Genomic DNA, 26,650 nt, shown 5'->3' with positions numbered 1-26,650 from the left:
TATTGCGGGGACAATGATGGTTATTTTCTATCGTTGTCTTTTTGTGTTTTCAAGACAAAATAATTGCGTATCCCATACACTGCATTTCATCAAAAATTATCTTCATGTTCTTTCTTACAATCACATAACGGGGGTAAACGTCGATGGAAGGCACAATTTATTCAATCATCCCAGCACTGCTTATGCTGGCTCTTGTATTACTTACAAGAAAAGTTTTATTATCACTTGGAGCAGGTATTATCGTTGGTGCTTTAATGATCCACGATTTTAACATACTTGAGACTGTTAAAGAAATATGGACTATTTTTTATGAAATTTTTGTTTCCGAAGGTGCACTGAATACAGGAAATCTGCTTTTACTTAGCTTTCTGTTATTATTAGGCGTCATGACAGCATTTCTGCAGGCATCTGGTGGAAGCCGGGCTTTTGGCGAATGGATGATGAAGCGCGTAAAAACAAGAACAGGCGCGCAAATCATGACAGCAGTTTTAGGATTAATTATTTTTATTGATGATTATTTCAACAGTCTGGCGGTCGGGCAAATTGCAAGACCCTTAACTGATAGACATAAAATTTCCCGGGCGAAGCTTGCCTATTTTATTGATTCTACATCAGCACCGGTTACTGTTATATCACCGATATCAAGCTGGGGTGCTTATATTATTGGGATTTTAGGCGGTTTATTTGCTGTTAATGGTATAACAGATATTCAGCCACTGGAGGCATTTATTAAGATGATTCCATTGAACTTATATGCACTATCTGCAGTTTTGCTCGTTTTTCTTGTTGCTTATTTTAAGCTGGATATTGGCGCAATGCGAACACATGAAAAACGTGCGGTTGAAACAGGAGAATTGCTGAATCCTGAACAGGATTATGTTCCCGGTGATCTTGGTGATACATTTGAACCGCATAAAAGTGGCAGGGTCTTCCATTTGTTAGTGCCAATCGGGGTTCTAATTGTTGCAACGGTTGTTTCGATGATTATTACTGGAATGAACGCAAGTGAAGAAGATGCTACATTATTATCCACATTTGCCAATACAAATGTAAATCTGTCTTTATTCACCGGTGGAGTGATTGCGGTACTGACGTCACTTGTATTTCATTTTCAACAGAACGAACCGAGAGCAAATACACCGAAGTTGTTTGCAGAAGGAATTAAAACAATGCTTCCTGCAATTTATATCCTATTGCTGGCATGGATGATTGGTTCAGTAATCGGTACATTAGAAACAGGTGAATATTTGGCACAGATTGTAAGTGGAGCTTCCATTAGTTCCTCGATGCTGCCATTTCTATTTTTCCTGATAGCCGGAATAATGGCCTTAGCAACAGGTACATCCTGGGGGACATTCGGTATCATGCTGCCAATTGCAGCAGAAGTAACTGTAATTACAGATATCGATATGCTTCTTCCGTCACTGGCAGCAGTTTTGGCAGGTTCCGTATTTGGTGATCATTGTACACCTATTTCAGATACAACGATTCTATCATCAACAGGTGCAGGATCAAATCATATTGACCATGTGTTGACACAGCTCCCTTATGCATTTTTAGCTGCTGGTGCAGCATGTGTGGGCTATCTGATCATTGGTTTCACAGATCAGGTACTATTACCGCTGGTTATAACACTTGCGATTGTTACTGCAGTTGGGTTGGTAATTAATGCTTTTTCAAAAAACAAAATAAAGCAGGCATAACCATGAAAATACTTTTCCGTCTTCAGGATGGAAAAGTATTTTTTGGATTGTTAAATACTGAAAGCGCCAACAATATAGAATAGTGAAAATCTTTGACATAGTTAGAAAGTACCGTTATAATACAAGCATAAATATCAGAAAAAATTAAACATTATAAACATTCCCTAATGCAATCTGTCATATACTGATATTTAAAAGGGGATAAGAAAAGGGGAGGTCTTTATATGGAAACACGTTCTCAGTGGGGAACAAGGGCAGGTTTTATTTTAGCGGCAGTTGGTTCAGCAGTTGGACTTGGTAATATCTGGCGCTTTCCGGCTGTAGCGTATGAAAATGGCGGGGGAGCATTCTTTATTCCATATTTATTCGCATTGCTGACAGCAGGTATTCCCATATTAATTATGGAGTTTTCAATGGGACATAAATTTCGTGGTTCAGCCCCATTGACGTTCAGACGATTGAATAAAAAAACAGAATGGGTTGGCTGGTGGGGCGTTCTTGTCGCATTTGTAATTTCTACCTATTATTCTGTTATTATTGCTTGGGCGATATCCTATTCTATCTTTTCATTTAATCTGGGTTGGGGCTCAGACACAGAAGGATTTTTGTTCAGTGATTATTTGAATCTGTCCGTTGATCCTGGACAGACAGGCAGTTTTGTACCGGGTGTACTAATTCCTTTAATCATTGTTTGGATCGTAGTATTGGGTATTTTATTCAGAGGTGTTAAAAAAGGTATTGAAATTGCCAATAGAATTTTTATACCGGCATTAGTAATTATTTTTCTTATTATTGTAATTCGGGCAGTAACTTTACCTGGTGCGATGGAAGGCCTTGATGCATTTTTTGCACCAGACTTCTCGAGAATTGCAGATCCTGATGTATGGATTGCTGCATATGGACAAATATTCTTTAGCTTATCCATTGCATTCGCAATCATGATTACCTATTCCAGCTATTTGCCGAAAAAATCGGATATTACAAATAACGCATTTATTGTAGGATTTGGTAACTCGTCATTTGAGTTACTGGCAGGTATTGGAGTATTTGCCGTTCTTGGATTTATGGCTGTAGGTCAGGGAGTAAGTGTTGATGAGGTTGTTGCAGGCGGAGTAGGATTGGCATTTGTTGTTTTCCCTGCAATCATAAACGAGTTCCCGGCATTAAATGAATTGTTTGGATTCCTGTTCTTTGCATCATTGGTTCTTGCTGGTTTAACATCCTTGATGTCCATTACCGAAACCTATGTTGCGGGATTAGTAGATAAATTTAAAATTTCCAGAGCAAAGGCAGTACTGTTTGGTGGCGGATTAGCTGCTGTCATTTCACTGCTGTTCGCAACACAAGGTGGTTTATACTTCCTGGATGCGGCAGACTATTTCATTAACCAGTTTGGTGTAGCTATGTTAGGGTTGGTTGAAGTCGTATTAATTGCCTGGGTTCTGAGAAGGGTTAAAAATATCCAGGAACACGCTAATGAAATTTCAGATATTCGCCTTGGTTCATGGTGGACAATAAGCTTAAGTATTATTACTCCAATCGTAATGGGATATATGATGTTCGGATTATTTAAACAGAATTTGTTAAAGGAATTTACCGGAGAAGGAAATACAACTGGTAACTATGAAGGTTACCCAGATGCATTTATCATGTTTGGCGGCTGGTCAGTTGCAGCAGCGGCATTACTAATTGGAATACTAATGTCAATAACTAAGTGGAAATCTTCTACTGGAGTGGAAGAAGAAACGAATAAAACTGGGGAGGCAAAATAAATGAGTGGTGGAGCAATCTTTGTTATGATCCTTGGTATGGTAATTATATGGGGCGGTTTGGCAGCAAGTATTTCTCATGCTGTGAAAAAAGCTAAATAATATATGTAATAAGAGCCTTTACCCTTTTTTGGCAGAGGCTCTTATTTTAATCTTTGGCCATTCTTTCCCATTTTTTTAAATATGGATAGGGATCAAAAGACCACTCACTATAGCCGTTGTCTTTATACATTCCATAATGCAGATGTGGCGGGAATTTACCTGAGGTGCCAGGCGGGCCATAGCCCGTGGAGCCTACACTGCCAAGAACATCACCTGGTTTTACCACCTGTCCAAGCTTAATATCATCATCATAGCCGCTCATATGTGCATAATAATGGTAAATATTAAAAATATCTCTTATTCCAATCCGCCATCCGCCATACAAATTCCATCCCATCATTTCAATAACACCATAGGTAGTGGATTTTATTGGTGTCCCATATCCTGCAAAGATATCTGTACCTTCATGTATCCTTAACCCTCCAAATCCTCTTCTGTCTCCCCATGTATTGTTATAGCTGTAGTTATAATTTACGGAAACTGGAAAGTCCCGATCTGTTAAATTAATCTCCTGGAACTTTTTAAAAACCTTTGACGTATTGATGATGGTTTGAACAGTAAGATCTCTTTTGTAATAATTCCAAAGAGCAATTTTAATATCATCCTTTGTCTGGCCATATTCTAAGATGATATTTCCCATCGTATATAGAATGTCTTCAGGATTTTCAGGATCTGCTTTGCTGTCGCCATTTCCATCCTTGCCTTTGCCACTAAAAAATTCAATGATTTTTTCATCTTTGATCATGGAACTGTTCCCAAGTCCAAACCAGAGTTCAGGTGGCACAGCAATTGATATTAATTCACCATCATCTTCTTTTTTCATATTACGTTCATAATTTTCGATAGCCGCAAAATAATACCATGGAATTTGAGTAAGTGCCTCCGTTTTCTTAAAAAGAGCCATCCGTTCTTTATGAATATCTTCTTCGGCTTCTTCTGCATGAGAAATCCCCATACCGATGAAATTAACAAGCAATAGCAGAAATGAAGCATAAATCAGTTTGGAAAAAATGAGTTTCACCTCCTGATATATAATCTTTTATAACAAAATTTTATCCTTACAGTTGACGAAAATTGCGAAGAAAAATCAGCGACGATAATTCTATCGGCCGCTCAGGACATATAACCACACTTCTATCGTCTTATCAGCCATCCACCGAAATATCCTTTATGTGACCGTTGGCTACTTGTTTTTGGTTGTTTGGGCATAGAGAGGCGCTCTATGTGACCGGTGGCTACTTATTTCTGGCTATTTGGGCTCAGAGAAGTACCCCAAATCCCGATAATCCGTTCAACCAGCGAAACATCCGTCCGAAGTTGAAATCAACAGAGCAGTTATGTCGCGGTCTATAGAAAGCCTGTTTTAACCCTCTTCAGAATCCTTGCCTTGAGAGGAATTCTTCATTTCATCAATAATACTGTCAATCGTATTGTCATAATTTTTATTGGTTGTTGTGGAATTATGCAGGCTATGGATATCCCTGATCAATGTATCATTGTCAGAGACATACACATCAAAAAACTCTGGCATTACCGATACAGCGGTTTTCTTTGCAATGTCTGCAGCTATATCTTCATCTATATCTTCGTTTTTATCATAAGCAATTAAAACCTCTTCATCTGTAACAAGTGTTGCAACCTCATTGAACCCATCATTACGCAATATAATTCTTGTTATCATATTAGCCATCTGTGTGCGATCCATTGTCACCGCATGGTTTCTTTCTGCATCATTATTAAGCTGATCCTTTGTATATCGTACATAGCCCAGTCTATTGTTCAATTCGTCATCTGCAGGAGCCTGCAGTTCTCGGGCAGGGTCAAGTTCGCTGATGTTCTCATTTCGCTCATCCATTGCATTGTCATTTGCCGCACAGCCGGAAATAACAGTGACTGCCAGGACAATTCCTGGAATAAAAAGCTTAGGTTTCATGATTTCCCTCCTTCTTAGAGCTTCTCTTTTATAGTTTGCTTTATACAGTGGATATCATACACAGATTATTGTGGTTTTGATATGGAGGAATATGATAAACTATAGTCAGTTCAAGTAGGGGGAATAGCTTTGATTGAATTACAGGGTAAGCAATATGAACTGATTGAAAATTATAGAGACGGATTTGATGATGAAGCACTTAAGGAGCGTTTTTCGGAAATCCTGTCAAAATATGATTATATAGTAGGTGACTGGGGCTATGAACAGCTTCGGTTAAAGGGATTTTATCATGACAGGCATTCAAAGGCAGCGATTGATACAAAAGTCAGTGCAGTAGATGATTATCTGTATGAATATTGTAATTTTGGCTGTGCTTATTTTGTATTGAAAAAGCTTCCAAAATAAAGTGAGCAGCAGTTCATCAATGAACTACTGCTCCTCAAGCGGATGGACATCTCCCTCTTCGTCGTGCAGTGGATGAGCTCCTGGTGTTTGCCGTGGCAAGTCTTCATGCAATTCCTTATAAGGGTAGACAAAAGCACTTTGCCGTCTCTGTCCTTTTTCCCACGGTGTTGACTTTCCGTAAACCGGCTCCTCTTTATTAATGGAAGAGCCAAATGCTCCTTCCGGAAATTCCTCAGGTATTAATTCATTCTTCTGATTTCGGACATTTGAAAAATCACCATAAGTCTTTTTATTATTTTTAGCCATAATTGGTTCATCCTTTCTTATCTGTAGCATTTGTTTAAATGAAAGGAACTATGATGCCAATTGCTGGATTTAACATTATATTGCTGCACGTATATATCCTCTGAATTTCTTTTCTACTAATTTCCCCAGTTGGAATATGGCGTTTTCGTTTCCATTGCAGCTGATCAGCTGAATACCTATCGGCAAACCTTTTTCATCTGCTCCGACTGGGATTGTTAATGAAGGAAGCCCCCAGACATTTGCATAGGCAACATATGGCATATAATCCAAAAATGTCTTGCGGACTGAAAACAGCTCCTTGAATACCTTTCCATGATGGAGAGCGGTAGAATGATAAACCGGAAAAATCAATATGCGATTTGTTAAATATTCCTCTACTTTTTTGTCTCCTTCTTCAATAAGTGCTTCAATCTCCCGGATTCTTCCTTTTGATGGTTTAAATAGTTTTGAACCAATAATAGCCCAGGATAAATATGGATGAACCTTCGTCCTTTGTGTCAGTTTTTCTTTGAAAAAGGCTGAAAATACATTGGATCGATCATTGTTAAATGCTTCTTCCTCAATTAATTTGCTGCCATACATAGACATGATCTCCTGCCAGAGCAGTGCACTTTCCTCAAAAAAAGGTGGCACAGAACGTTTCGTGTAATAGGACTGTGAAATAAATTTTTCAATATTGGTCAGGATTACTTTTGTATCATCTTCTAACGGATAATTATTATTTCCGGGTAAAATTTCAATTTTAAAATCTTGTAAAGAGCGCCAGGATGGACGATTGTTTGCAATAATATCATATATAAGGCTCATATCGCGGACTGATTTTCCCATCGGACCCATCGTGAGCATTCTTTCCTGCAGTGGAATCATAATTGGGGGGAAATGACCTTCAGCAGATACCTGATGCATACCTGGCTTAAACCCAACTACCCCATTAAAATGGGAGGGTATACGAATTGAACCCCCAATATCAGATCCGATGCCAACTGCTGCTCCTCCTGAAGCAAGTAATGCTCCTTCGCCACCGCTTGAACCTCCGGCAGTTCTTGTTATATCCCAGGGATTATTTGTCCGTCCATATAATTTATTGTCTGTTTCCTGACAAAAGCATAATGCAGGTGTGTTGGTTTTTCCTAAAATTACAGCCCCTGCCTTTTTTAGCTTTGCTATTACTTCTGCATCTGTTCTAGCTATTAAATCCTGCCGATGCTCCAGCCCGCCGGTAGTTTTCATGTTTTCTACATGAAATGATTCTTTTACACTTATTGGTACACCGTGCAATGGGCCAACTTTATCCGATTGTTTAAAAAAAGCATCTCTTTCCTCAGCTTCAGTAATTGCTTCATTAAAGCGGTCTTCCACAAGTGCGTTTATTGATGGATTGACTTTATTAATTTGTTCAATATATATCTTAGTTGCTTCAACGCTTGTTATACTCCCACTTTTTATAATAGAAGCAATGGATGTTGCGTCCAATGATACTATATCTGTTTTTGCAGCAGAAACCTCTGTATTCATTTAACAGCCCCCGATTATATTATTTCTCTAAAGAAACGGCGTATTTCACCTGCTTCTATTTCGGAAACATGGAGATTGTGTTCGATATTGCCTGGCTCGTTTAAGCTATGCTTTCCAATAACAGCAAGCCGATTTTTCTGTAAAAACAATACAATTATTTTCGCAGGATCCTCTTCATGCTCCATAAAAGCAAAATCATAACGATGATATTCCCCCATAAAGCTAATATACCGTACTTTTGTTGTTTTGGTTTCATCTTTTAAAAACTCGTACTTTTTACTCAAGGTTATCCTCCTTTGCAAATTTTCAACATTTTCATTAACTATACCATGTTTGTTGCAGTTATTCATGAAAATTATGGTATGATAGTAGTGTTACAAGGCTAACTGGAGGTATTTGATATGTATTTTATAGACCGCAGCAAAATTGAACAAATTCTTATATATATGGAAGAAATAATAAAGGAATTGGAAAAGAACAGCTATGAGTCCATTATGGAAAAGCTGGCACTGGAAAGAATGTCACAAGTATTCATCGAATCTGTACTGGATGTCGGAAATATGATGATTGATGGTTTTATTATGCGCGATCCTGGCAGTTATGATGACATTATCGATATATTAATTGATGAGAAAGTTTTACCTGCAGAGGAAGAAAGCAGCTATAAAGAAATCATCAAACTCAGGAAAGTAATTGTAAATGATTATACCTCAATTAATCATGATGAACTGCATAAAACGATAATGGCTGAGAAAAATGTCATGGAAAAATTCAGTTCACATATCCGTAACTATTTGAATAATGAATTAGGAGTTGCAAATGCATTTTCAAATGAATGAATGATAAAGGTGATAGTTATGAACAAACGGACCCCAACAAAACAAAAGCTGTTAAATATATTAAAAAAAGATCATGAAATGATGATTACCGAAATTATGGAGTATTTTACTATCTCGGAAATAGCTGTCAGGAAACATATCCATGAACTAGTGCAGCAGGGATTTGTAAAAAGGAAAACAATTAAGCAAAGCATGGGCAGGCCTTATTATGTATATGAACTGACAAAGAAAGGGCATGACACCTTTCCAAATCAGTATGAAAAACTGCCACTTGAGCTTTTGCAGGATTTAGAGGCTCTTCAAGGAAAACAGGCTGTGAATGATGTATTGGCAAGGCGCATGGAGAGAGAAAGAGACTTTTTTGAGAAAGAGATAGCTTCGGATGAATTTGATGAAAAAATAGCTGAGGTTGCTAGGATTCAGGATGAAAAAGGCTATATGGTTGAGGTAGAGAAAACGGAAGAGGGACATTATGAAATGAAGCATTTTAATTGTCCTATTTCTAATATTGCAACAGAGTATAGACAGGTTTGCCGAAACGAAAAAATTGTTTTTGATGATGTTTTTCCAACAAGTGAAGTTATTTCACATTCTTGTATAACAAGTGGCGATAATTTTTGCAAGTGGACGATCAAAGCACCCAAAAAAGCATGAGGTGCTGTCCTTCTTTATTTAGTTTATTAATGAAATTTAGTTAGCAATTGATAGAAATTGCTAAGTAAAATCAGCGATGAATCCCATCGACCGCTCAGTAAATATAACCACACTTCCATCATCATATCAGCCATCCCCCGCCTCTATGTGCCCGGTGGCTACTTGTATCTGGTTGTTTGGGCATAGAGAGGCGCTCTATGTGCCCGGTGGCTACTTGTATCTGGTTGTTTGGGCATAGAGAGGCGCTCTATGTGCCCGGTGGCTACTTGTATCTGGTTGTTTGGGCATAGAGAGGCGCTCTATGTGATCAGTGGCTAATGTTTTCTAGCTGTTGAGCTCAGAAAAGTACCCCAAATCCTGATAATCCGTTCAACCCGCGAAACATCCGTCCGAGGTTGAAATCAAGAGAGCGGTTACGTTGCAGTTTATAAAAACTGCGTAGTTAAAAGTACATCAAAGTATGCGTAAACGTCCAATTTGAAAGAGCTGGAAAGAGAGGTTTAATCTTGAAACAATATAAAGGATATTTAATTGATCTGGATGGAACGATGTATCTTGGTAAAGAGCCTATCGAGGCTGCAGCCGATTTTATAGATGCATTGAGTGCGAAAAACATTCCGTATTTATTCGTTACTAATAACTCATCCAAAACACAAAAAGCTGTATCAGACAAACTAAATGCAATGGGAATAAAGTCAACTCCAGATAAGGTTGTGACAACAAGTCTGGCCACAGCGAAATACATAAAACAGCAAAAAGCTGATGCCAGATGCTACGTTATTGGTGAAGAGGGAATATATCATGCTTTGGAAAAAGAAGGGTTAATAATTGCGGAGGAAAATTGTGATTTCGTAGTAGCCGGGATTGACCGTGCAATTAATTATGAAAAATTGGCTCAAGCCTGTATTGAAGTTCGTAACGGTGCGACATTTATTTCTACAAACAGTGATATCGCGATACCGACGGAAAGAGGACTTTTGCCTGGCAATGGTGCGTTAACTTCAGTTATTACGGTAAGTACAGGAAAGAAACCTATTTTTATCGGAAAGCCGGAACGAATAATAATGGATGAAGCTGTTGAAATGCTTGGCTTGCCTAAAGCGGACACATTAATGGTTGGCGATAATTATAATACAGATATTCGTGCAGGCATCAATGCTGGGATTGATACATTGATGGTTTTTACAGGTGTAACACCATTCGGCGAACTGGAATCTCTGGAAAAACGGCCAGACTATTATGTTCAAAGCTTAAGGGAATGGACGGATAAAATTTAGGAAGAGCGTAGCAGCTCTTCCTTTTTAATCATCCAATTCTTTATCATCAGCAGTACCGTGAGCTAGTCTGCTTGAGGCTGCAGCGGCAATTGCGCCAACGATATCATCAAGAAATGTATGCACTTTTCCTGTGGATTTATCGTTCAATTTCTTTAAAATGCCAGGTTTTTGTTTATCAATGTAACCATAGTTTGTAAAGCCAATGGAACCATAAACATTTACAATGGATAGTGCAATAATTTCATCAACCCCATAAAGACTTTCATCCGTATCTATTGTTTTTTGCAATGGCTGCTCGAGCAGCTTTTTCTCAGCAAGCACATCTAATTGAATACCGGTTAATACTGCATTCTGCACCTCTCTTTTTGTTAAAACACGGTCCACATTATGCCGGCAATCCTCCATGCTTAAGTTCTCATGATATTTTGACTGCAAGTAATAAACAAGCTCTGCAATATCATCTAATGTAACACCACGTTCTGTGAGCCATTGTCTTGCTTTTACTTCCAATTCGCTTTGTTTTGTATTTTTATCCAAATCAATCACCTTTTTTCTTGAGAATTTTAGTTAAGAAATGTATTTTCACCTCATACACTATGGTAAAAGCTTATGGGGGAGATCATGTTGCCATTTACAGATATGATTCGTACTTATTATGCAATCCAGACGGAAGAGAAAGTGATGCTGGATGGTAGGGATGGGTACAAACAAGATGAATATGTTTATTTTACCATTTCTGCAGACAACAAGGAAATTATACATATGGAACAGGCAGCACTGGCTTATTATTTGATGGAAAACAGGTATAGTCAACTGGCTGTGCCAATACCGAATATACATGGAGATTGGATTACCAAAAATCAGGGTTCTGATTATATGGTGTTTCAGTTACGGCATAATCATTCCGAAAATCCTTATTCATCAGGGGCATCACTGGGAAATTTTCACCAGGTTGGCTCCGCATACAGCTATGAGCCAAAATCAATTTCCAGCTATGGTCAGTGGAAGCAGTTATGGATAAACAAGCTTTCCTTTTTTGAAAATCATATAGAAGAAGATAGTCGAAAGAATCCTTCGAGCTATTATCGACTGCTAATGGATGTATTACCATACATTATCGGGATTAGTGAAAATGGAATACAGTACCTTCAGGAAAGTAATTATGATCACCGTTTCCACGAGGCTGATCAGGGGACCATTGCATTTAGACGTTATTCAGATCAGCTGAGTAGGCCTGTTATATGGGCAGAGGATTTATTCTATGACCATCCTGTGAGGGATATAGCAGAAGTTATACGATTCATGATGCTTAATAATAAGGAGACCCAAGAAATCGGCTTATTTATTAACGAATATCAATCAGTCAGACCATTATCTGTATTCAGCTGGCGGCTGCTTTATGCCAGATTAATTTTTCCCATTCATTTTTTTGATTTGATGGAGCGTGGAATTAAACGAGAAGATCCAGAGCAATCCTATATCGAATTACAATCCATGCTGGAAAAACAGAACATTTATGAGAAAAAGCTTAAGCGTTTTTTTGAAACAGTAAACATGGATCATGAGGCATTGCAAATTCCTGTGTTACACTGGTTATAATCATGATACAGGAGTGAGGCAGGATATGTCGAAACCAAAAGTTTATATTACCAGAAAAATACCTGATAAGTTACTGCACCCATATATGAATGATATTGATTTTCGAATGTGGGAGAAAGAAGGGGAGCCTGTACCCAGGGATGTGCTGCTGGAGGAAGTAAAAGATGCGGATGGTTTAATAAGCATGCTGAGTGATGCAATTGATCAAGAGCTCTTGAATCATGCAACACGACTCAAAATATCTGCTAATCTGGCAGTCGGATTTGATAATATTGATATAGAGGCTGCGAAGGAAAAAGAAGTAATTATCACAAACACACCTGATGTCCTAACGGAAACAACTGCAGATTTAGGATTTGCATTGCTAATGGCTACTGCAAGAAGGATTGTTGAAGCAAATAAATATATTAAGAACGACCAGTGGAAAAACTGGGCACCGTATTTACTTGCAGGCTCTGATATTCACCATAAAACTATAGGAATTGTCGGGATGGGAAGAATTGGAGAAGCAATTGCCAGACGTGCCAGAGGTTTTGGAATGTCAGTGCTGTATCATAATCGCTCACGGAAACATAAAGCTGAAGAGGAATTGCAGGCAGTCTATACTGATTTTGACAATCTGTTAAGTGAAGCAGATTTTGTTGTTTCCGTTGTGCCATTGAGCAGCGAAACACATAAAATGTTCGATGCATCTGCATTTAAAAAAATGAAAGCTACCGGTATTTTTATAAATATATCACGCGGTGCAACAGTAGATGAGGAAGCACTTTTTGAAGCGTTGAAGACAAAGCAGATTACAGCAGCCGGACTGGATGTATTTGTCGAAGAACCAATTCGAAAAGATCATCCATTAATGACTCTGGATAACGCAGTTTGTCTGCCGCATATTGGATCGGCAAGTGAGGAAACACGGACGGCAATGCTTGAACTGTGCCTGGAAAATATTGTGTCTGTTCTGAATGGTGGAAAACCGAAAACTCCGGTGGAATAAAAAATACATTAAAAAAGGCAGACAATAAGATGTCTGCCTTCCATATGATCTATCGTATAATTAAAATACCTGTTCGATTTCTCTAACGCCAGGAACTTCAGCCATCAATGCACGTTCAATACCTGCTTTTAATGTGATTGTAGAACTTGGGCAGTTCCCGCAAGCTCCCATGAGACGAAGAAGCACAATGCCTTCATCATCCACATCAATTAATTCCACATCTCCACCATCACGCAGTAAAAATGGACGTAATTTGTTCAATACTTCTTGTACTTGTTCTTGCATTATCCATCTTCTCCTTTCCATATTACTATTATAAAACGGATTTGCTGAAAAATCTATCTCAAAAATTAATCCCGTGTATCTTTAGTCTCTTTTAGTTTATCTTTTCATGAACATTTTGTAAAATAAAAGTAACTATGCAGCGGAGATTTTTCTGGTGAGCAATAAAAATGTACTGATTATGATAAATAGGTAGAGCGTATTTTTGAAGAGGATTTATTTTATCCGATTGTTTTTGTAAATGAAGAAATAGAAGAAGAAGGAATCCCACAATTGAAAACTATTTATCAGGATTTGGATAAAAATGGGGTAGAGCTGCAGGCTCAGGAAGATAAATTTGCGAATTAAAACGAATTGTTTGAGAAGTAGTGTTAATATTTGTATACTAGTAGATAACCTAACATGAAAAAGGAGGCCGTGTAGTGGTTATTACGATTACAGATAATGCAAGTAATCAGATTCAGGAAATGATGAAAGAAGAAACAGCAGGGGCACGCTTGCGCTTTGGTATCAAAGGTGGCGGATGCAGCGGATTATCCTATTCATTAGGCTTTGAATATGATGTTAATGAAGAACTTGATGTGAAGGAAGATATTAATGGGATCCCTGTTGTGTTTTTCAACCAGGACATTCCTATCATAGAAGGAACAACAATAGATTTTAAGCAAAACATGATGGGCGGCGGGTTCAGTATCGATAATCCGAATGCCATTGTTTCATGTGGATGTGGATCCTCATTTCGGGCAAAGAATAGAGAAGGTTCACCGGAAAATTGCTAAATTGGTTCAGTCAGGATGCTTGAAGCGCCCTGGCTTTTCTTTTGTCCGAGCAGCTAAAGCCTCTGTTTTTATATTGTGAGATATAATAGTTCTAGAGAGAATGGAGGTTATCCAATGAGCGAATCATGTAACCATAATAAAGAATTAGACAGTAAACATTTATGTGTTTCAAAGGTACCTTTTTTTAATCATCTTGATCACGATGAAATGGTAAAAATAGCAAGTATGAGCAGTCACAGAAATTTTAAAAAAGGTGAAATTATTTATCATGAAGGAGACCCTCTCGAATACTTATATATTGTACATCAGGGACGGGTTAAAAGCTATCAGCTGTTCGAATCTGGTAAAGAACAGCTTCTGCGAATACTGGACCCGGGTGAGTTTATGGGGGAACTGGCATTATTTACTGAAAAGGTATTGGATAGTTATGCGGAAGCAATGGCAAAAACGAATATTTGCATGATTCATAGAAGTGACATGCAGAAACTGATGCAAAAGCATCCAACCATCGCAGTGAAAATCTTGGAGCAGTTCAGTAACCGGCTGGAACAAACGGAAAAATTAGTTGGTCAGTTAAGTTCCAAGGATGTGGAAACGCGGACTGCAAGCTATTTAATCGAATTAGCAGATGAGACGAACACAAATGAAATTGTACTGCCTATGAGTAAAAAAGATCTGGCCTCATATTTGGGAACAACTCAGGAAACAATCAGCAGGAGATTATCGGGTTTTCAAACAAATGGCTGGATCGAACAAACAGGACATCGGAATATCAAATTAATCGATAAGCAGGCACTTGTAGATATAGCCTCAGAATAAAAATAAAGCTGGAGCCACGGATTAGTCCGTTGTTCCAGCTTTATTTTTTGCTTATGCGTCCGCTTCTAAGCAGTCGCCTCTGCTTTTCGCTGTCTAGTGCCGCGTGGGCTAGCGACGGAGGGCAAGCCCGCTGTACTTTTCCTAGTGTCCAGCTCCGGCTCCTAGAAGCTGCCGTCATAAGCAATAGGCACTTCAAGAGAGAAAGACCACTCTCTTTTCGGCCTCTTGCTTATGAGTCCGCTTCTGAACAGTCGCCTTCGCTTTTCGTTCTAAAACATGCTTGTCGAGTGTTTTGGTTGGATTCTTGCTTTTGGATCGATGTATTGTTTGGCGTTGTTGATGGCAGTTGGGCCTTCGCCAAAGCCGGTGGCTATAAGTTTTACCTTGCCTTCATAGGTGCTGATATCACCTGCTGCATAAATGCCGGGAATATTTGTCTCCATTTTTGTATTTACAACAATACTGTTTTTTTCAATTTCCAGTCCCCAGTCCTTTATCGGGCCAAGTGTGGAGACGAATCCATAATTACATAATACTGCATCAACATCGACTTCCATTACTCTGTCGCCTTTTACTTCTTCCAGAATTACCTTATCTATTTGATCTGTTGCGACTATTTCTGTTGGAACAAAGGGTGTAACAATGTCCACATTTGAATTCATTAATTTTTCAACACTGTGTTCATGTGCCCGGAACTTGTCACGGCGATGGACAAGTGTTACTTTTTTTGCGATTGGCTCCAGCATTAGAGCCCAGTCTACTGCAGAGTCTCCGCCACCTAAAAGTATGACATTCTGATCTTTAAATCTATTCATATCTTTCACATGATAATGGAGGTTTACTCCTTCAAACTGATCGCAGCCGCCAACAGTTAAACGTCTTGGCTGGAAGGCACCGTTCCCTGCGGTGATAATGATTGTTTTTGTATAGTGAACTTCTTTATTTGTTGTTAGTTTAAGGGTATTATCTTCTAATCTTTCTACTTTCTCCACCGATTGTTCAAGTACGATCGTCGGATCAAATAAATTTGCCTGTTCTTCCAGATTTTCTACTAATTCCTGTGCACGAATTTTTGGAAAACCTGCTACATCATATATATATTTCTCTGGATACAGGGCTGTTAATTGCCCTCCAGTATGTGGTAAACTCTCAATTATTTTAACGCTCGCTTGACGCATACCCCCATAAAAAGCAGTGAATAAACCAGTAGGACCTGCGCCGATTATGGTAACGTCATATACTTTTTCTGTCATGGTTGTCCCTCCAATACACTATATTAAATTGTACGCCATTCCAATAGTATCATAAACAAATAAGCATTGTGTATTAATGCACATCATAATTTTAGTGAGGTGTGGCAGAATAAATAATTTATTGACTTTTTACAGAATTAGGGTTGAAAAAAACGCTTGAAAAGGCTAATATATTGTTTGGTGTTATATTACGAAATGATGACAAAGATATTAATTTTACTTTAATTTCCGAATAGATCTATGTGGCATTATGCATGCGTTTCTATTGTTATATAAGTGAAAAATGTCACATACGTATTAAAAAGGAAATATATAAATGGAAGTGATCAAAAAATGAAGAAACCGAATATAGTAATACTTGGTGCGGGATATGGGGGGATGATGACGACTGTGAAACTACAGAAGTCATTAGGCGCAAATGAAGCAAATATTACCCTTGTCAATCTGAATGACTATCATTACCAGTCTACCTGGCTGCATGAGAATGCTGCAGGAACACTGCATCATGAACGTACCCGTATTTCAATAAAAGAAGTTATTAAAATGAGCAGGGTTAATTTTGTTCAGGATAAAGTTGTTTCCATCAAGCAGGAAGAAAAGAAGGTAAAGCTGGAAAACGGAGAAATTGAATACGACATTCTTGTTATTGGATTAGGATTTGAATCGGCAACATTTGGCATACCTGGCCTGGATGAACATGCTTTTACAATTGGAAACATAAATAATGCACGGCTGATTAAGGAACACATCGAATATAATTTTGCTCTTTATCACACAGAAAATGTTAAAAAACAGTCACGTTTAAACATAGTTGTTGGCGGCGGTGGATTTACAGGGATTGAATTCCTTGGAGAGCTTGCTAATCGTATACCGGAACTTTGCGAGGAATATGATATCGAGAAAAATCTTGTCCGGATTATAAATGTGGAAGGTTCACCAACAGTTTTGCCGGGATTTGATCCTGACCTGGTTGAATATGCCATGAATTCACTGGAATCACGAGGAGTGGAATTTGTGACAGGTGCCATGCTCAAAGAATGTAAGCCAGATGGAATTGTGTATGAAAAGGATGAAAAATTAGTTGAAATTCCAGCAATGACAACAGTCTGGGCTGCAGGAGTTAAAGCAAATGGTATTGTAGAAAAATCTGGACTAAAAACAAATCGCGGAAAAGTTGAAGTGAGAACCGATATGCGTACACCAGAATATGATGATATTTTTGTCGTTGGGGACTGTGCATTAATCACGAATCCGGAAAATGGCAGACCTTACCCTCCAACTGCGCAAATTGCCATTCAGCAGGCAGATGTGGTTGCTCACAATATAAAATCCCTTGTAAGCGGTGGAGAGATGGAAGGATTTAAACCGAATATCCTCGGTACGGTAGCTTCCTTGGGCCATAACGATGCCATAGGTGTTGTGTTAAATGGGCAAAAGCTATTTGGCTGGAAGGCAACAATAATGAAAAAAATAATTGATAACCGGTATCTTCTGAAATTAGGCGGAATAGGTCTGTTAATGAAGAAAGGAAAATTTAATATCTTTTATTAATGCAAAACAAGAAAAGGAAGGACAGTGACATGTGTCTTTGCTTTTCTTTCGTTTTATTATAAAATGAAGACTGTGTAAAATGAAAGAGAAAGTGAAGGGAGATACATCATTGATTCAATTAGTTGTATCAATACTATTATATTTCGTCATATTTTTTGGAATTGCTTTTATCCTGAATATGCTATTAAGACGCACCTGGTTAATGTCTTTTATCTATCCAATTATTGTAATTATGATTATAGATGATCTTTCTACATTAGAATATTTCAAAAACCCGGGAGACTCCTTTTCCATAGCATTCACGAAATTAACGGAAATTACTCCGGTAGATATTACCATTTTATTATCAGGATTAGCTGGTACAATTGTTTCAGGAATTGTAATTAAAATATTGCGTAAAAGTGGATATCAGATGTTTTAATATTGCTTTTTTTGTTTGGATTACTGAAGTTAAGTACGTGATTGATCATCCACCGAAATATCCTCTATGTGACCGGTGGCAACTTGTTCTGGTTGTTTGGGCTCAGAGAGGCACTCTATGTGACCGGTGGCTATTTGATTCTTGTTGTTTGGGCTCAGAGAGGCACTCTATGTGACCGGTGGCAACTTGTTTCTGGTTGTATGGGCTTAGAGAGGCACTCTATGTGACCGGCAGCAACTTGTTTCTGGCTATTTGGGCTTAGAGAGGCACTCTATGTGACCGGTAGCTATTTGTTTCTGGTTGTATGGGCTTAGAGAGGTGCTCTATGTGACCGGTAGCTATTGTTTTCTAGCTATTTGGGCTCAGAGAAGTACCCCAAATCCTGATAATCCGTTCAACCCGTGAAACATCCGTCCGAAGTTGAAATCAACAGGGCAGTTATGTCGCAGTCTATAGAAACTGCCCACAGCATCTTTGGTTTATTCATTTAATTGCAAGAAAGATCTTTTATTAAATAGCCTTTATTCTAAATAAAAATCAGCAAACACACGTAGTTTCTCAAATGAGAATAAGCGTGTGTTTTTATTTTTACAAAAAAAGTCGTATATTATTCTGCAAATTGGTAAAGCTGAACTGGTAGAATAGTAAACTTTAGAATGCTTGAGCTAGCTGATGCATTCAAATATGTTTTTACTGAATGTGACATATATAGCCTTTGCATTAGTTATGAAATCTTAAAGTTTACTGCCAGAGAGGTGGAATCATGAATATAAAGAATACTTTTCGTCGTGCGGGAATGACACTGTTATTTTTAGGAGCCGTATTGGTAACTATAACATCCATTTCCAATGTATCGTTAGCAGACATTTATAAATGGGAAAAAAATTCAAATGTTACCAGCAGTTTTGAGCAAAAACAAACTGAGATAGCAATGAAGTCACTAAACATTGTGAAAGCAAAGAAAAGATATATTTCCAGTAATGAGGTTGAGGCTCCTCAAACTTTGGAGGAGTGGGGCAACTTTGAACAATATCCCAGCTCCGTTGTTGTAGCTACCGGCTATACTGCAGGGGTGGAATCAACCGGGAAAACACCCGATCATCCAGAATACGGTATCACATTTTCTGGAGTAAAAGTGACACGAGACTTGTACTCTACTATTGCGGCAGATTTGAATGTTTATCCTTTAGGGACAATTATATATATTCCAAATTACGGTTTCGGTGTTGTAGCTGATAAAGGCAGTGCCATAAACGGGAATCAACTAGATCTTTTTTATAATACGGTTTCCGATGTTTATGACCAGTGGGGCAAAAGGGAAGTGGAAGTCTATATAGTTGAAATGGGAAATGGTGAATTAACAGAGGAAGACCTCACAAAATTAAATGAGAATGAGGCACTTCAGGTGTTTAGACAGCAAATAAACGAAAGCTGATTATAAAAACAAGACCTCCAAGATTGTTCGGAGGTCTTGTTTTTATCTTAATAAAATGGATAAAGCAAAAAGGCAATTCCGATCCCGGTTACTCCGCCAAAGAATACTTCGATTGGCTGGTGTCCCAAAAGTTCCTTTAACTCCTGTCTTTTTTCATATTCCTCTTTTTTATTCCAATCTTTTGCACCGTCTACGAAATATTGAAAGTCTTTGATTAACTGATTTAAAACGACTGCATGTTCACCTGCATGCCTGCGTACACCAGTTGCATCAAACATTGTAATGATACTGAAAACGAAGGCTACGGCAAACACGGGTGAGGTTACACCCTCCATAATCCCAATTCCTGTTGTTAATGCTGTCACTGCCGCAGAATGACTGCTCGGCATGCCACCAGTGCTAAATGCCAGGCTTGGTTTAAATTCCTTTGTAACAATTAATTTTATGGGAATTTTAATAACCTGGGCAAAAACAATTGCCACTAAAGCAGCTGTTAATGGGAAGTTTAAAAATAGTTCCATAAATGTGTTTACATCCTTCCTGAGGTGAACGTTCAATATGTCTGCTTTGTTTTAATTAGTTTAACATAATGTCTAAATAAACGCATGTATTATAAAGGGGATGAAAAAGGCCTTTCATGATTATATGAAAGGCGCCTTATCCATCATTCATTTATTTTATTGCTGCTTCCAGTGCAATTTCCATCATTTCATTAAAGGTAGTTTGACGTTCATCAGCACTTGTTTCCTCACCGGTTAAAATATGATCGGAAACAGTCAAAACAGATAATGCCTGACGGTCAAATTTAGCTGCCAATGTGTAAAGTGCGGTTGTTTCCATTTCAATAGCAAGAACTTTATACGCTGCCAGTAATTCATTAAACTCTTTCGCATTATCACGATAGAAGGTATCACTTGTAAATACGTTTCCGACTCGCAAGTTCATTCCCTTTTCAATACCGACATCATATGCGTTTTTCAGCAATTCAAAGTCAGCTAACGGAGCATAATCAATTCCTTTGAATACCAGCTGATTAACGCTAGAGTCCGTAGTAGCCCCCTGAGCAAGAATGACATCACGTACCTTTACATCTTTTTGAATGGCACCACATGTACCAACACGGATTAATTTCTTCACATTATAACTCTGAATTAATTCATTTACATAAATAGAGATGGAAGGAACTCCCATACCGGTTCCTTGAACAGATATCCGTTCCCCGTTATAGGTTCCAGTAAATCCATACATTCCACGTACCTGATTGTATTGTGTTACATCATTAAGAAATGTTTCTGCAATATATTTTGCACGCAAAGGATCGCCAGGCAGTAATATTTTGTCTGCAATTTCACCTTGCTGTGCACCAATATGTACACTCATTTTTTTTCCTCCCATATAAAAAGGTCATATTTCTAAGTCAAAGTTATCATAACGTTTGTCTAAAAACAAATATCTTCAGGTTATTGAAAATAACTTTGGATATTAGTTTCAAAATACCAAAGAATTGTATATAATATAGTTAGTGCAATTTTTCACTAAGAATGCATTAAATGTACACAAAAAGGGTACATATGAAAATAATAGTTATGAAAGGAAGATTATAATGAAAGAACAAACATTTACAATTACTGCAGATACAGGAGTTCATGCGCGTCCAGCGACATTGCTTGTTAATAAAGCCGGGCAATATGAATCCGATGTTGAGGTTTCCTACAACGGAAAATCAGTAAATCTTAAATCCATTATGGGAGTTATGTCACTGGGTATTCCTAAAGGTGCTGAAATCAGTGTTACTGCAACCGGCGGTGATGAAGAGGATGCAATTAACGGGGTTAGCGAAGTAATTAAAGAACATTTGGGAGAATAAAAAGAAAAGCTAGAGGGCCTGTTCTCTAGCTTTTTTATTTTTTATCTATAATAGCTTTTTTCTGCATATATTTTTTCAAGCCCGTCTAATTTGAGTAAAGCCTGTTTATTGTAAGCTGTGTCTTCGGATTGAAGTTTATCTTTATACTTATTTACAGCAAGCTCAAGAGATTCTTTATATGCCGGGATTTCATCCGAAAATGGATGAACTGCAGGTTTTTTTACATTCATTTTCTCATGATGTGCGAGTGCTTTGCGTTCATGAAAGAAAACTCCTTCCACTTCACCTGGATTATGAAGGTCGCCCTGCATTGGATGCTTATGAACGGCAAGTACCTCGATAAGATAACGGTCACTGCGATCTTCTTTTACCTCACCTATGTATGTTCCTGAATTGTAATGCGCTCGAACAATTTCTCCAATATTGACTTCTGCCATTTAATCAGCCTCCTCCTATTCATTGTGCCAAATTTGTAACAAATTCGCGAATATTTACTATTGGTTATTTAGAAACATGAAAATGTTTGTTATACTGTATAGCAGAAAAGGAAGTGAGTACTAATGACATTACTAATGCCATTTCTTTATTTTCCTGAAGATAAATCAGAATATATACCTTCGTTTATAGTGTTGGGTATCTTTATGATATTGGCAGTTTTTGCAACGATATGGTTTTTCAAAAAATCCAAAAAAGATGAACGTGAATTCAATAATAAATATAATATAAAAGAAACAGACAGTACTTCAGGACAAAATAAATAACTGTATCCAAAGATCTCTTTCATTGTTGAAGGAGATTTTTTACGTTTATCCTTTTCGTTCTTGTAAATACTAACAGGTAAAGTAACGAAAAGGAGAAAACGGTATGCGTCTATTTTTTTTAATAATTATCCTCTTCCTTGCCGGCTGTCAGAGTAATGCGGAGACAAATCGGAATGTGGACATATATAATTCAGATGGTGATATGATTGGGACCGCGGGATTTTCTGAACAGCCGGACGGGGTACAAATAAAATTAAAACTGGAAGGTCTGGCACCTGGCTTTCATGGAATTCATATTCATGAATATCCAAAATGTGAGGGTCCGGATTTTACCACCGCGGGAAATCATTTTAATCCTGAAGGAAAAGAACATGGATTAATGCATCCAAAAGGTCCGCATCTTGGTGATTTACCTAATATTGAAGCAGATGGCGGAGGTCTGGCAGAGGCTGAATTAATGCTTGCAGGGGCAACAATGCTTGAAGGGAAAAATTCATTGTTTCAGGGCGAGGGTACTTCAATAGTTATCGACGAATCCCAGGATGATGGTATAAGCCAGCCTAGTGGGAATTCCGGTGTCCGAATTGCCTGTGGAGAGATTAAAACAGATCCTGATGCAGAATCAACTGAATCCCCAACAGACCCGACCCAGTTTAATGAGAAACAGGAAGAGTAATTAACATGTTGTCTGAAGAATAAAAAATGCCATGCAGTTTCTTGTGCATGGCATTTTTCAATGTAGCTGATTATCTATTATTTACTGCAGTAATAATACGATTGACTCCTTCTTCCAATGTGACTCGTGGACAGGCAATGTTCATTCGCATGAAAGTGCCACCTTCGTCTCCGTAGTCAACTCCAGTATTAAGGCCAACTCGTGCTTCTTCTATCATAAACTTTTTCAATTCCTTATGATTCATTTCAAGTGCACTGCAATCAATCCAAAGCAGGTATGTGCCTTCAGATTGAACCACTTTAAGCTCTTTGGCATGTTCTTCAAACATTTTTGTTACATACTGTTGATGGCTCTGAAGTACTTGAAGCAATTCATCAAGCCATGGTGCTCCATAAGTATAGGCAGCCTCCAAAGCAGTATTCCCCATTGTATTAAGCATGTTGTGGAAGCCCTGCTTATTAAATTCAGCATCCAGTTTACTGCGTAATTCCTCATTTGAAGTAATTACATAGGAAGCATCCAGTCCGGCCAGGTTAAACGTTTTGGATGGAGCCATGCAGGTAATTGTTTTCTCAGCTATTTCATCAGAAAGTGATGCAAATGGGGTATGGTCATTTCCCGGTAGCACAAGGTCAGAATGAATTTCATCTGCAAAAATAAATACATCATACTTTAAACAAAGACGAGCCATTTCCAATAATTCGTCTTTCTTCCAGACCCGGCCAACTGGATTGTGTGGGGAGCATAAGATAAATGCTTTCACACCTTGTTTCAATTTTTCCTCAAAGTCTGCAAAATCAATGGTATAATAATTATCCTTTAATGCAAGCGGATTTTTAACAACTTCTCTGTCATGCTCTTTAATAACATTGTAGAATGGTGTATAAACAGGTGTTTGAATTAATATTTTATCATTCGGTTCGGTAAAGGCCTGGACAGCCATATGTAAGCTTGTTACAACCCCTGAACTGAAAGAAAGCCAATCTGGTTTTATATCCCAATTATGTCTTTTGCCAACCCAATTTACGATGGATCCTTTAACATCCTCATCAATAACAGTGTAACCATAGATCCCATGCTGAGCCCGCTTGATGAGTGCCTCATTTACGGCATCAGGTGCTTTGAAATCCATATCAGCTACCCACATTGGCAGCACGTCACTGGACTGAAAGACAGGCTCCAGCAAATCCCATTTAACAGATCGTGTATTTTTTCTGTCATGCAATGTTTCGAATGTACTCATCTATATGCCTCCTGACGATTTATTATTGCTATTATAACATTAATAATATTAATCATCAGCGGCGAAACAAATGCAAAAAAAAAGCAAAGCGCTAATCGCTTTGCTTTACAGGGGGAATACGAGAAAGTCTTACAGTTATAATTATACCCCGTACTAAAAAATATAAACACATTTTATAGAAAATATTTTATGAAAATGAAACTTTAGCTGCAGTAAGCTTCGTTCTATAGATGAAGGGTGCATTGCAGAAGGGGAGTCACATATGGAAGAGGCTGAAATTATTGAACTGGCAAAATCAAAAGATGAAAAAGCATTTGAAGAATTAGTAAACCGCTACAAGCGTACAATTGAAAAATTTGCCTTTCAATTTGGAATTGCCGAGGAAACAATTCCAGATATCGTTCAGGAAACGTTTATTAAAATTTACCGTAAACTTCATCAGTACCACACGGGGAAATTTTCCACATGGATTTATCAAATCACCTTGAATGTGACTAGGGATTTTTACCGAAAGAGAAAAAGAGAATTCAGCCTGTTGGATAAGGCGAGAAAAACACAGATGCTGGAACAGGCAAGCAGCTATTATTTTGAAAAGGAAGAGCACTTATTTTTACATGAATGCATACAGCAAATGGAAGTGAAATATAAAGTCCCGCTGATACTCTATTATTTTCATGATAAAACATATGAAGAAATTGCTGGGATATTAAAAATTAAATTACCTTCTGTAAAGACAAGAATTCATCGTGGGAAAAACAAGTTAAAACAGCTTTATGAAAAAGCTGAAGGAAGGGAGGTTTATATGAATGGATGATAAAAAAATAGATGATCTGCTGAATGAAATGAAGGATGATTACGAGAAACTCCCTGAATTCACAGATAATAGAAGTATCATGAATCAACAATTAAAAAAGAAAAAGACGTCATGGCCGAAAGTGATACCAGTTTTTGCAATTGTTATGGGATTTTTATTATTTATGCTGATATCCCTTCCATACGTAAATGACTTTGATCAGGCGGAGAATGATACCAATTATGTGGAAATGTATTATTTAAAAGCAAAGAAGCAATTTCAAGAGACTCTCGGGATTGATAGTGTCGATTCATTTCAATTGAATGAACAGGCGGAAATAATTCTTGAGCAGTATGGTTCGACGACGGATCCTGAGGAAATTGACCAGGCAAAAGCGGAGATTGATAAAATATTTACAGCTCCAAGCCAAATTATGAATCAGATTAATGGAGATAGTCAGCCTGTAAGCGAAGAAGAGCTGGATCGGCTGATATTAAATATGAATAAACTGGTATTCAGTTTGGAGGAGTATTTCAGGGATTTACTGGTGGATCATAAAATGACTATAGATAAGCAGAAGATGATACTCAAAGCGCAGAGACAACCAGAAAATTATACTGGCTCCAGTGAAATACGTGATTTTCTCATCACGCTTAAGGAACAAGGTTTTTTGGTAGCGGACAGAGGGATGAGAAATTCGTTGAGTGTACAGGTAAATTTAGAATGGCTGGAGAACGGCATTAAAAATTGGGAGGGGTATGAAGGATACAGGGAATACCTGAAGCTGCTTGGAACCCGTGTAGATGCTTATACACCAGGTGTTGACAATAGGCATGATATTCCATGGACTGATTTTGATGAAATCCTGCTGGAGCTTGAAAAATTACTGGAAACTTATCCAGAAGAACGTGAATTTTTAAGGAAATACTCAAGTATCTATTATACAATGACAAAATATCTCAATGACTATCTTGCCGGGGGGATTGATACATTGACAGACCCTGCTGGTGGAAATCATCTGGATGAAGCAGCCCAGAAGGAATTGAAGGATTTTGTCAAGAACCATAAACAATCAAAGTTTAATCCAATTGTTAAAGATGCTGTAAACAAATATGAAAATCATATGGACTGGGTTAGAGCAAGAGATATATTTAACCTGGATTTCAGTGAACTATCCATTTTATTCGATGAACGGTTTAAAGGGATTTCCTATGATGAAATCCAGCTGCTGAGACGCTGGCCGATAAGTCATGCAACATTTGAGCAGTATCAGGATTTCCATACAGAAAAGGATCCGGTTTTTCTGGAAAAGCTAGCTGCTTTCGAATTTCTTTCATTGTATATGTATGTACATGACAATCTATCACTCTATGAGGGAGTTCAAGATATAGAAAAATTCAGCTCTCTGTATTCCAAAGAAAGCAAATGGATGGAAGAAGATACGCAAAAGCTGATAGAGGCTTCTGATAAAGAAAAACTTGACTTCTACTGGTATGAAACTCTCAATGAATCAACACACCTGCTTAAAGAGGGGACGGAGGATAAAAACAACGTGAATTATATTTTTATAAACAATCTGGAAAAACCCGCCAGGATTATCAGCACTATTCAATTGGTGAAAGAAGAGGGCAGCTGGAAAGTTCTGGACAGGAAAGTTGAATAACAGAAAAGAAGGAT

At 37.9% G+C, this 26,650-nt stretch carries 32 protein-coding genes; 20 read left to right on the top strand and 12 right to left on the bottom strand.

What is annotated here, in order from left to right; translation table 11 throughout:
- Window positions 1-143 precede the first annotated feature (143 nt).
- The 3 genes from CIL03_RS09780 to CIL03_RS19600 all read left to right on the top strand — a co-directional run bounded on the left by CIL03_RS09780 (window position 144) and on the right by CIL03_RS19600 (window position 3,574).
- Window positions 144-1,703, top strand: coding sequence for a Na+/H+ antiporter NhaC family protein (locus tag CIL03_RS09780; RefSeq protein WP_094885677.1), 1,560 nt, complete (start codon window positions 144-146; stop codon window positions 1,701-1,703).
- Between the two features lie 224 nt (window positions 1,704-1,927).
- Entirely contained in the window at window positions 1,928-3,475 is a 1,548-nt protein-coding gene (locus CIL03_RS09775) for a sodium-dependent transporter (RefSeq protein WP_094885676.1), read from the top strand.
- Complete coding sequence (locus CIL03_RS19600; RefSeq protein WP_108721245.1) at window positions 3,476-3,574, top strand: methionine/alanine import family NSS transporter small subunit; 99 nt, start codon at window positions 3,476-3,478, stop codon at window positions 3,572-3,574.
- A 46-nt stretch (window positions 3,575-3,620) separates the two neighbouring features.
- On the opposite strand, the gene CIL03_RS09770 is transcribed toward CIL03_RS19600, so the two are convergent.
- On the bottom strand, window positions 3,621-4,529 hold the full coding sequence (locus CIL03_RS09770) for a M23 family metallopeptidase (RefSeq protein WP_094885946.1): 909 nt from the start codon (window positions 4,527-4,529) through the stop codon (window positions 3,621-3,623).
- A 408-nt stretch (window positions 4,530-4,937) separates the two neighbouring features.
- Window positions 4,938-5,507, bottom strand: coding sequence for a YhcN/YlaJ family sporulation lipoprotein (locus tag CIL03_RS09765; protein WP_165767927.1), 570 nt, complete (start codon window positions 5,505-5,507; stop codon window positions 4,938-4,940).
- A 129-nt stretch (window positions 5,508-5,636) separates the two neighbouring features.
- Here CIL03_RS09765 and CIL03_RS09760 point away from each other — a divergent pair, with 129 nt between their 5' ends.
- On the top strand, window positions 5,637-5,912 hold the full coding sequence (locus CIL03_RS09760) for a YutD family protein (protein ID WP_094885674.1): 276 nt from the start codon (window positions 5,637-5,639) through the stop codon (window positions 5,910-5,912).
- A 24-nt stretch (window positions 5,913-5,936) separates the two neighbouring features.
- On the opposite strand, the gene CIL03_RS09755 is transcribed toward CIL03_RS09760, so the two are convergent.
- The 3 genes from CIL03_RS09755 to CIL03_RS09745 form a co-directional block, all read right to left on the bottom strand.
- Complete coding sequence (locus CIL03_RS09755; protein WP_094885673.1) at window positions 5,937-6,218, bottom strand: hypothetical protein; 282 nt, start codon at window positions 6,216-6,218, stop codon at window positions 5,937-5,939.
- A 75-nt stretch (window positions 6,219-6,293) separates the two neighbouring features.
- On the bottom strand, window positions 6,294-7,733 hold the full coding sequence (locus CIL03_RS09750; protein WP_094885672.1) for an amidase: 1,440 nt from the start codon (window positions 7,731-7,733) through the stop codon (window positions 6,294-6,296).
- A 14-nt stretch (window positions 7,734-7,747) separates the two neighbouring features.
- The gene (locus CIL03_RS09745) at window positions 7,748-8,017 is read right to left on the bottom strand and encodes an SAV0927 family protein (RefSeq protein ID WP_094885671.1); all 270 of its coding nucleotides are present in this window, start codon (window positions 8,015-8,017) and stop codon (window positions 7,748-7,750) included.
- 117 nt (window positions 8,018-8,134) lie between these two features.
- Here CIL03_RS09745 and CIL03_RS09740 point away from each other — a divergent pair, with 117 nt between their 5' ends.
- The 3 genes from CIL03_RS09740 (at window position 8,135) to CIL03_RS09730 (ending at window position 10,503) form a co-directional block, all read left to right on the top strand.
- Window positions 8,135-8,572 carry a DUF86 domain-containing protein gene (locus CIL03_RS09740; RefSeq protein WP_094885670.1) on the top strand — a complete coding sequence of 146 codons (438 nt, stop codon included), beginning with the start codon at window positions 8,135-8,137 and terminating at the stop codon, window positions 8,570-8,572.
- Window positions 8,573-8,590: 18 nt separating this feature from the next.
- A complete protein-coding gene (locus CIL03_RS09735) occupies window positions 8,591-9,226 on the top strand; it encodes a helix-turn-helix transcriptional regulator (RefSeq protein WP_165767926.1) in 636 nt (211 codons plus the stop codon).
- Between the two features lie 506 nt (window positions 9,227-9,732).
- The gene (locus CIL03_RS09730; RefSeq protein WP_094885668.1) at window positions 9,733-10,503 is read left to right on the top strand and encodes a TIGR01457 family HAD-type hydrolase; all 771 of its coding nucleotides are present in this window, start codon (window positions 9,733-9,735) and stop codon (window positions 10,501-10,503) included.
- Between the two features lie 24 nt (window positions 10,504-10,527).
- On the opposite strand, the gene CIL03_RS09725 is transcribed toward CIL03_RS09730, so the two are convergent.
- Window positions 10,528-11,040 carry a phosphatidylglycerophosphatase A family protein gene (locus CIL03_RS09725; RefSeq protein WP_094885667.1) on the bottom strand — a complete coding sequence of 171 codons (513 nt, stop codon included), beginning with the start codon at window positions 11,038-11,040 and terminating at the stop codon, window positions 10,528-10,530.
- A gap of 84 nt (window positions 11,041-11,124) precedes the next feature.
- Here CIL03_RS09725 and CIL03_RS09720 point away from each other — a divergent pair, with 84 nt between their 5' ends.
- Window positions 11,125-12,102, top strand: coding sequence for a protein kinase family protein (locus CIL03_RS09720; RefSeq protein WP_240508044.1), 978 nt, complete (start codon window positions 11,125-11,127; stop codon window positions 12,100-12,102).
- Between the two features lie 25 nt (window positions 12,103-12,127).
- Entirely contained in the window at window positions 12,128-13,093 is a 966-nt protein-coding gene (locus CIL03_RS09715) for a 2-hydroxyacid dehydrogenase (RefSeq protein ID WP_094885666.1), read from the top strand.
- Between the two features lie 60 nt (window positions 13,094-13,153).
- Here the strand turns inward: CIL03_RS09715 and CIL03_RS09710 are convergent, their stop codons facing one another.
- Window positions 13,154-13,399, bottom strand: a complete 246-nt coding sequence (locus tag CIL03_RS09710) for a NifU family protein (RefSeq protein WP_240508043.1) — start codon at window positions 13,397-13,399, stop codon at window positions 13,154-13,156.
- A gap of 177 nt (window positions 13,400-13,576) precedes the next feature.
- Between CIL03_RS09710 and CIL03_RS20240 the strand changes: the two genes are divergently transcribed.
- The 3 genes from CIL03_RS20240 to CIL03_RS09700 all read left to right on the top strand — a co-directional run bounded on the left by CIL03_RS20240 (window position 13,577) and on the right by CIL03_RS09700 (window position 14,973).
- Window positions 13,577-13,723 carry a DUF1462 family protein gene (locus tag CIL03_RS20240; protein WP_108721250.1) on the top strand — a complete coding sequence of 49 codons (147 nt, stop codon included), beginning with the start codon at window positions 13,577-13,579 and terminating at the stop codon, window positions 13,721-13,723.
- A gap of 74 nt (window positions 13,724-13,797) precedes the next feature.
- Window positions 13,798-14,154, top strand: coding sequence for a HesB/IscA family protein (locus CIL03_RS09705; protein ID WP_094885664.1), 357 nt, complete (start codon window positions 13,798-13,800; stop codon window positions 14,152-14,154).
- A gap of 114 nt (window positions 14,155-14,268) precedes the next feature.
- A complete protein-coding gene (locus CIL03_RS09700) occupies window positions 14,269-14,973 on the top strand; it encodes a Crp/Fnr family transcriptional regulator (RefSeq protein ID WP_094885663.1) in 705 nt (234 codons plus the stop codon).
- A gap of 269 nt (window positions 14,974-15,242) precedes the next feature.
- Here the strand turns inward: CIL03_RS09700 and CIL03_RS09695 are convergent, their stop codons facing one another.
- Window positions 15,243-16,226: an NAD(P)/FAD-dependent oxidoreductase gene (locus CIL03_RS09695; RefSeq protein WP_094885662.1), complete on the bottom strand. Its 984-nt coding sequence runs from the start codon at window positions 16,224-16,226 to the stop codon at window positions 15,243-15,245.
- Between the two features lie 333 nt (window positions 16,227-16,559).
- Here CIL03_RS09695 and CIL03_RS09690 point away from each other — a divergent pair, with 333 nt between their 5' ends.
- The 3 genes from CIL03_RS09690 to CIL03_RS09680 all read left to right on the top strand — a co-directional run bounded on the left by CIL03_RS09690 (window position 16,560) and on the right by CIL03_RS09680 (window position 19,633).
- Complete coding sequence (locus CIL03_RS09690) at window positions 16,560-17,777, top strand: NAD(P)/FAD-dependent oxidoreductase (RefSeq protein WP_094885661.1); 1,218 nt, start codon at window positions 16,560-16,562, stop codon at window positions 17,775-17,777.
- 79 nt (window positions 17,778-17,856) lie between these two features.
- Window positions 17,857-18,198, top strand: coding sequence for a YuiB family protein (locus CIL03_RS09685; RefSeq protein WP_165767925.1), 342 nt, complete (start codon window positions 17,857-17,859; stop codon window positions 18,196-18,198).
- Window positions 18,199-18,961: 763 nt separating this feature from the next.
- Window positions 18,962-19,633 (top strand): 3D domain-containing protein, encoded by a 672-nt coding sequence (locus CIL03_RS09680; RefSeq protein ID WP_094885660.1) that lies wholly within the window; start codon window positions 18,962-18,964, stop codon window positions 19,631-19,633.
- A 47-nt stretch (window positions 19,634-19,680) separates the two neighbouring features.
- Here CIL03_RS09680 and CIL03_RS09675 read toward each other — a convergent pair whose 3' ends face one another.
- Both CIL03_RS09675 and deoD read right to left on the bottom strand, forming a co-directional pair.
- Window positions 19,681-20,154, bottom strand: a complete 474-nt coding sequence (locus tag CIL03_RS09675; RefSeq protein WP_094885659.1) for a divergent PAP2 family protein — start codon at window positions 20,152-20,154, stop codon at window positions 19,681-19,683.
- Between the two features lie 151 nt (window positions 20,155-20,305).
- Complete coding sequence (gene deoD / locus CIL03_RS09670) at window positions 20,306-21,013, bottom strand: purine-nucleoside phosphorylase (RefSeq protein WP_094885658.1); 708 nt, start codon at window positions 21,011-21,013, stop codon at window positions 20,306-20,308.
- A 223-nt stretch (window positions 21,014-21,236) separates the two neighbouring features.
- On the opposite strand from deoD, the gene CIL03_RS09665 reads away from it, so the two are divergent.
- Window positions 21,237-21,500 carry a phosphocarrier protein HPr gene (locus tag CIL03_RS09665; RefSeq protein WP_094885657.1) on the top strand — a complete coding sequence of 88 codons (264 nt, stop codon included), beginning with the start codon at window positions 21,237-21,239 and terminating at the stop codon, window positions 21,498-21,500.
- A gap of 41 nt (window positions 21,501-21,541) precedes the next feature.
- Here CIL03_RS09665 and kapB read toward each other — a convergent pair whose 3' ends face one another.
- Complete coding sequence (gene kapB, locus CIL03_RS09660; RefSeq protein WP_094885656.1) at window positions 21,542-21,937, bottom strand: kinase-associated lipoprotein KapB; 396 nt, start codon at window positions 21,935-21,937, stop codon at window positions 21,542-21,544.
- A 123-nt stretch (window positions 21,938-22,060) separates the two neighbouring features.
- On the opposite strand from kapB, the gene CIL03_RS09655 reads away from it, so the two are divergent.
- On the top strand, window positions 22,061-22,261 hold the full coding sequence (locus CIL03_RS09655) for a hypothetical protein (protein WP_094885655.1): 201 nt from the start codon (window positions 22,061-22,063) through the stop codon (window positions 22,259-22,261).
- A gap of 103 nt (window positions 22,262-22,364) precedes the next feature.
- On the top strand, window positions 22,365-22,937 hold the full coding sequence (locus CIL03_RS09650) for a superoxide dismutase family protein (protein ID WP_094885654.1): 573 nt from the start codon (window positions 22,365-22,367) through the stop codon (window positions 22,935-22,937).
- A 70-nt stretch (window positions 22,938-23,007) separates the two neighbouring features.
- Here the strand turns inward: CIL03_RS09650 and CIL03_RS09645 are convergent, their stop codons facing one another.
- Window positions 23,008-24,180 carry a MalY/PatB family protein gene (locus tag CIL03_RS09645; RefSeq protein ID WP_094885653.1) on the bottom strand — a complete coding sequence of 391 codons (1,173 nt, stop codon included), beginning with the start codon at window positions 24,178-24,180 and terminating at the stop codon, window positions 23,008-23,010.
- A 262-nt stretch (window positions 24,181-24,442) separates the two neighbouring features.
- On the opposite strand from CIL03_RS09645, the gene CIL03_RS09640 reads away from it, so the two are divergent.
- Both CIL03_RS09640 and CIL03_RS09635 read left to right on the top strand, forming a co-directional pair.
- On the top strand, window positions 24,443-24,994 hold the full coding sequence (locus CIL03_RS09640) for an RNA polymerase sigma factor (RefSeq protein ID WP_094885652.1): 552 nt from the start codon (window positions 24,443-24,445) through the stop codon (window positions 24,992-24,994).
- The gene (locus tag CIL03_RS09635; RefSeq protein ID WP_094885651.1) at window positions 24,987-26,636 is read left to right on the top strand and encodes a hypothetical protein; all 1,650 of its coding nucleotides are present in this window, start codon (window positions 24,987-24,989) and stop codon (window positions 26,634-26,636) included. Before CIL03_RS09640 ends, CIL03_RS09635 begins: the two co-directional genes overlap by 8 nt.
- Window positions 26,637-26,650: the final 14 nt, after the last annotated feature.

The sequence above is a fragment of the Virgibacillus indicus genome (assembly GCF_002266285.1).
Taxonomy (GTDB): Bacteria; Bacillota; Bacilli; order Bacillales; family Amphibacillaceae; genus Virgibacillus_K; species Virgibacillus_K indicus.
This window is presented reverse-complemented; position numbering and strand designations above follow the sequence as displayed.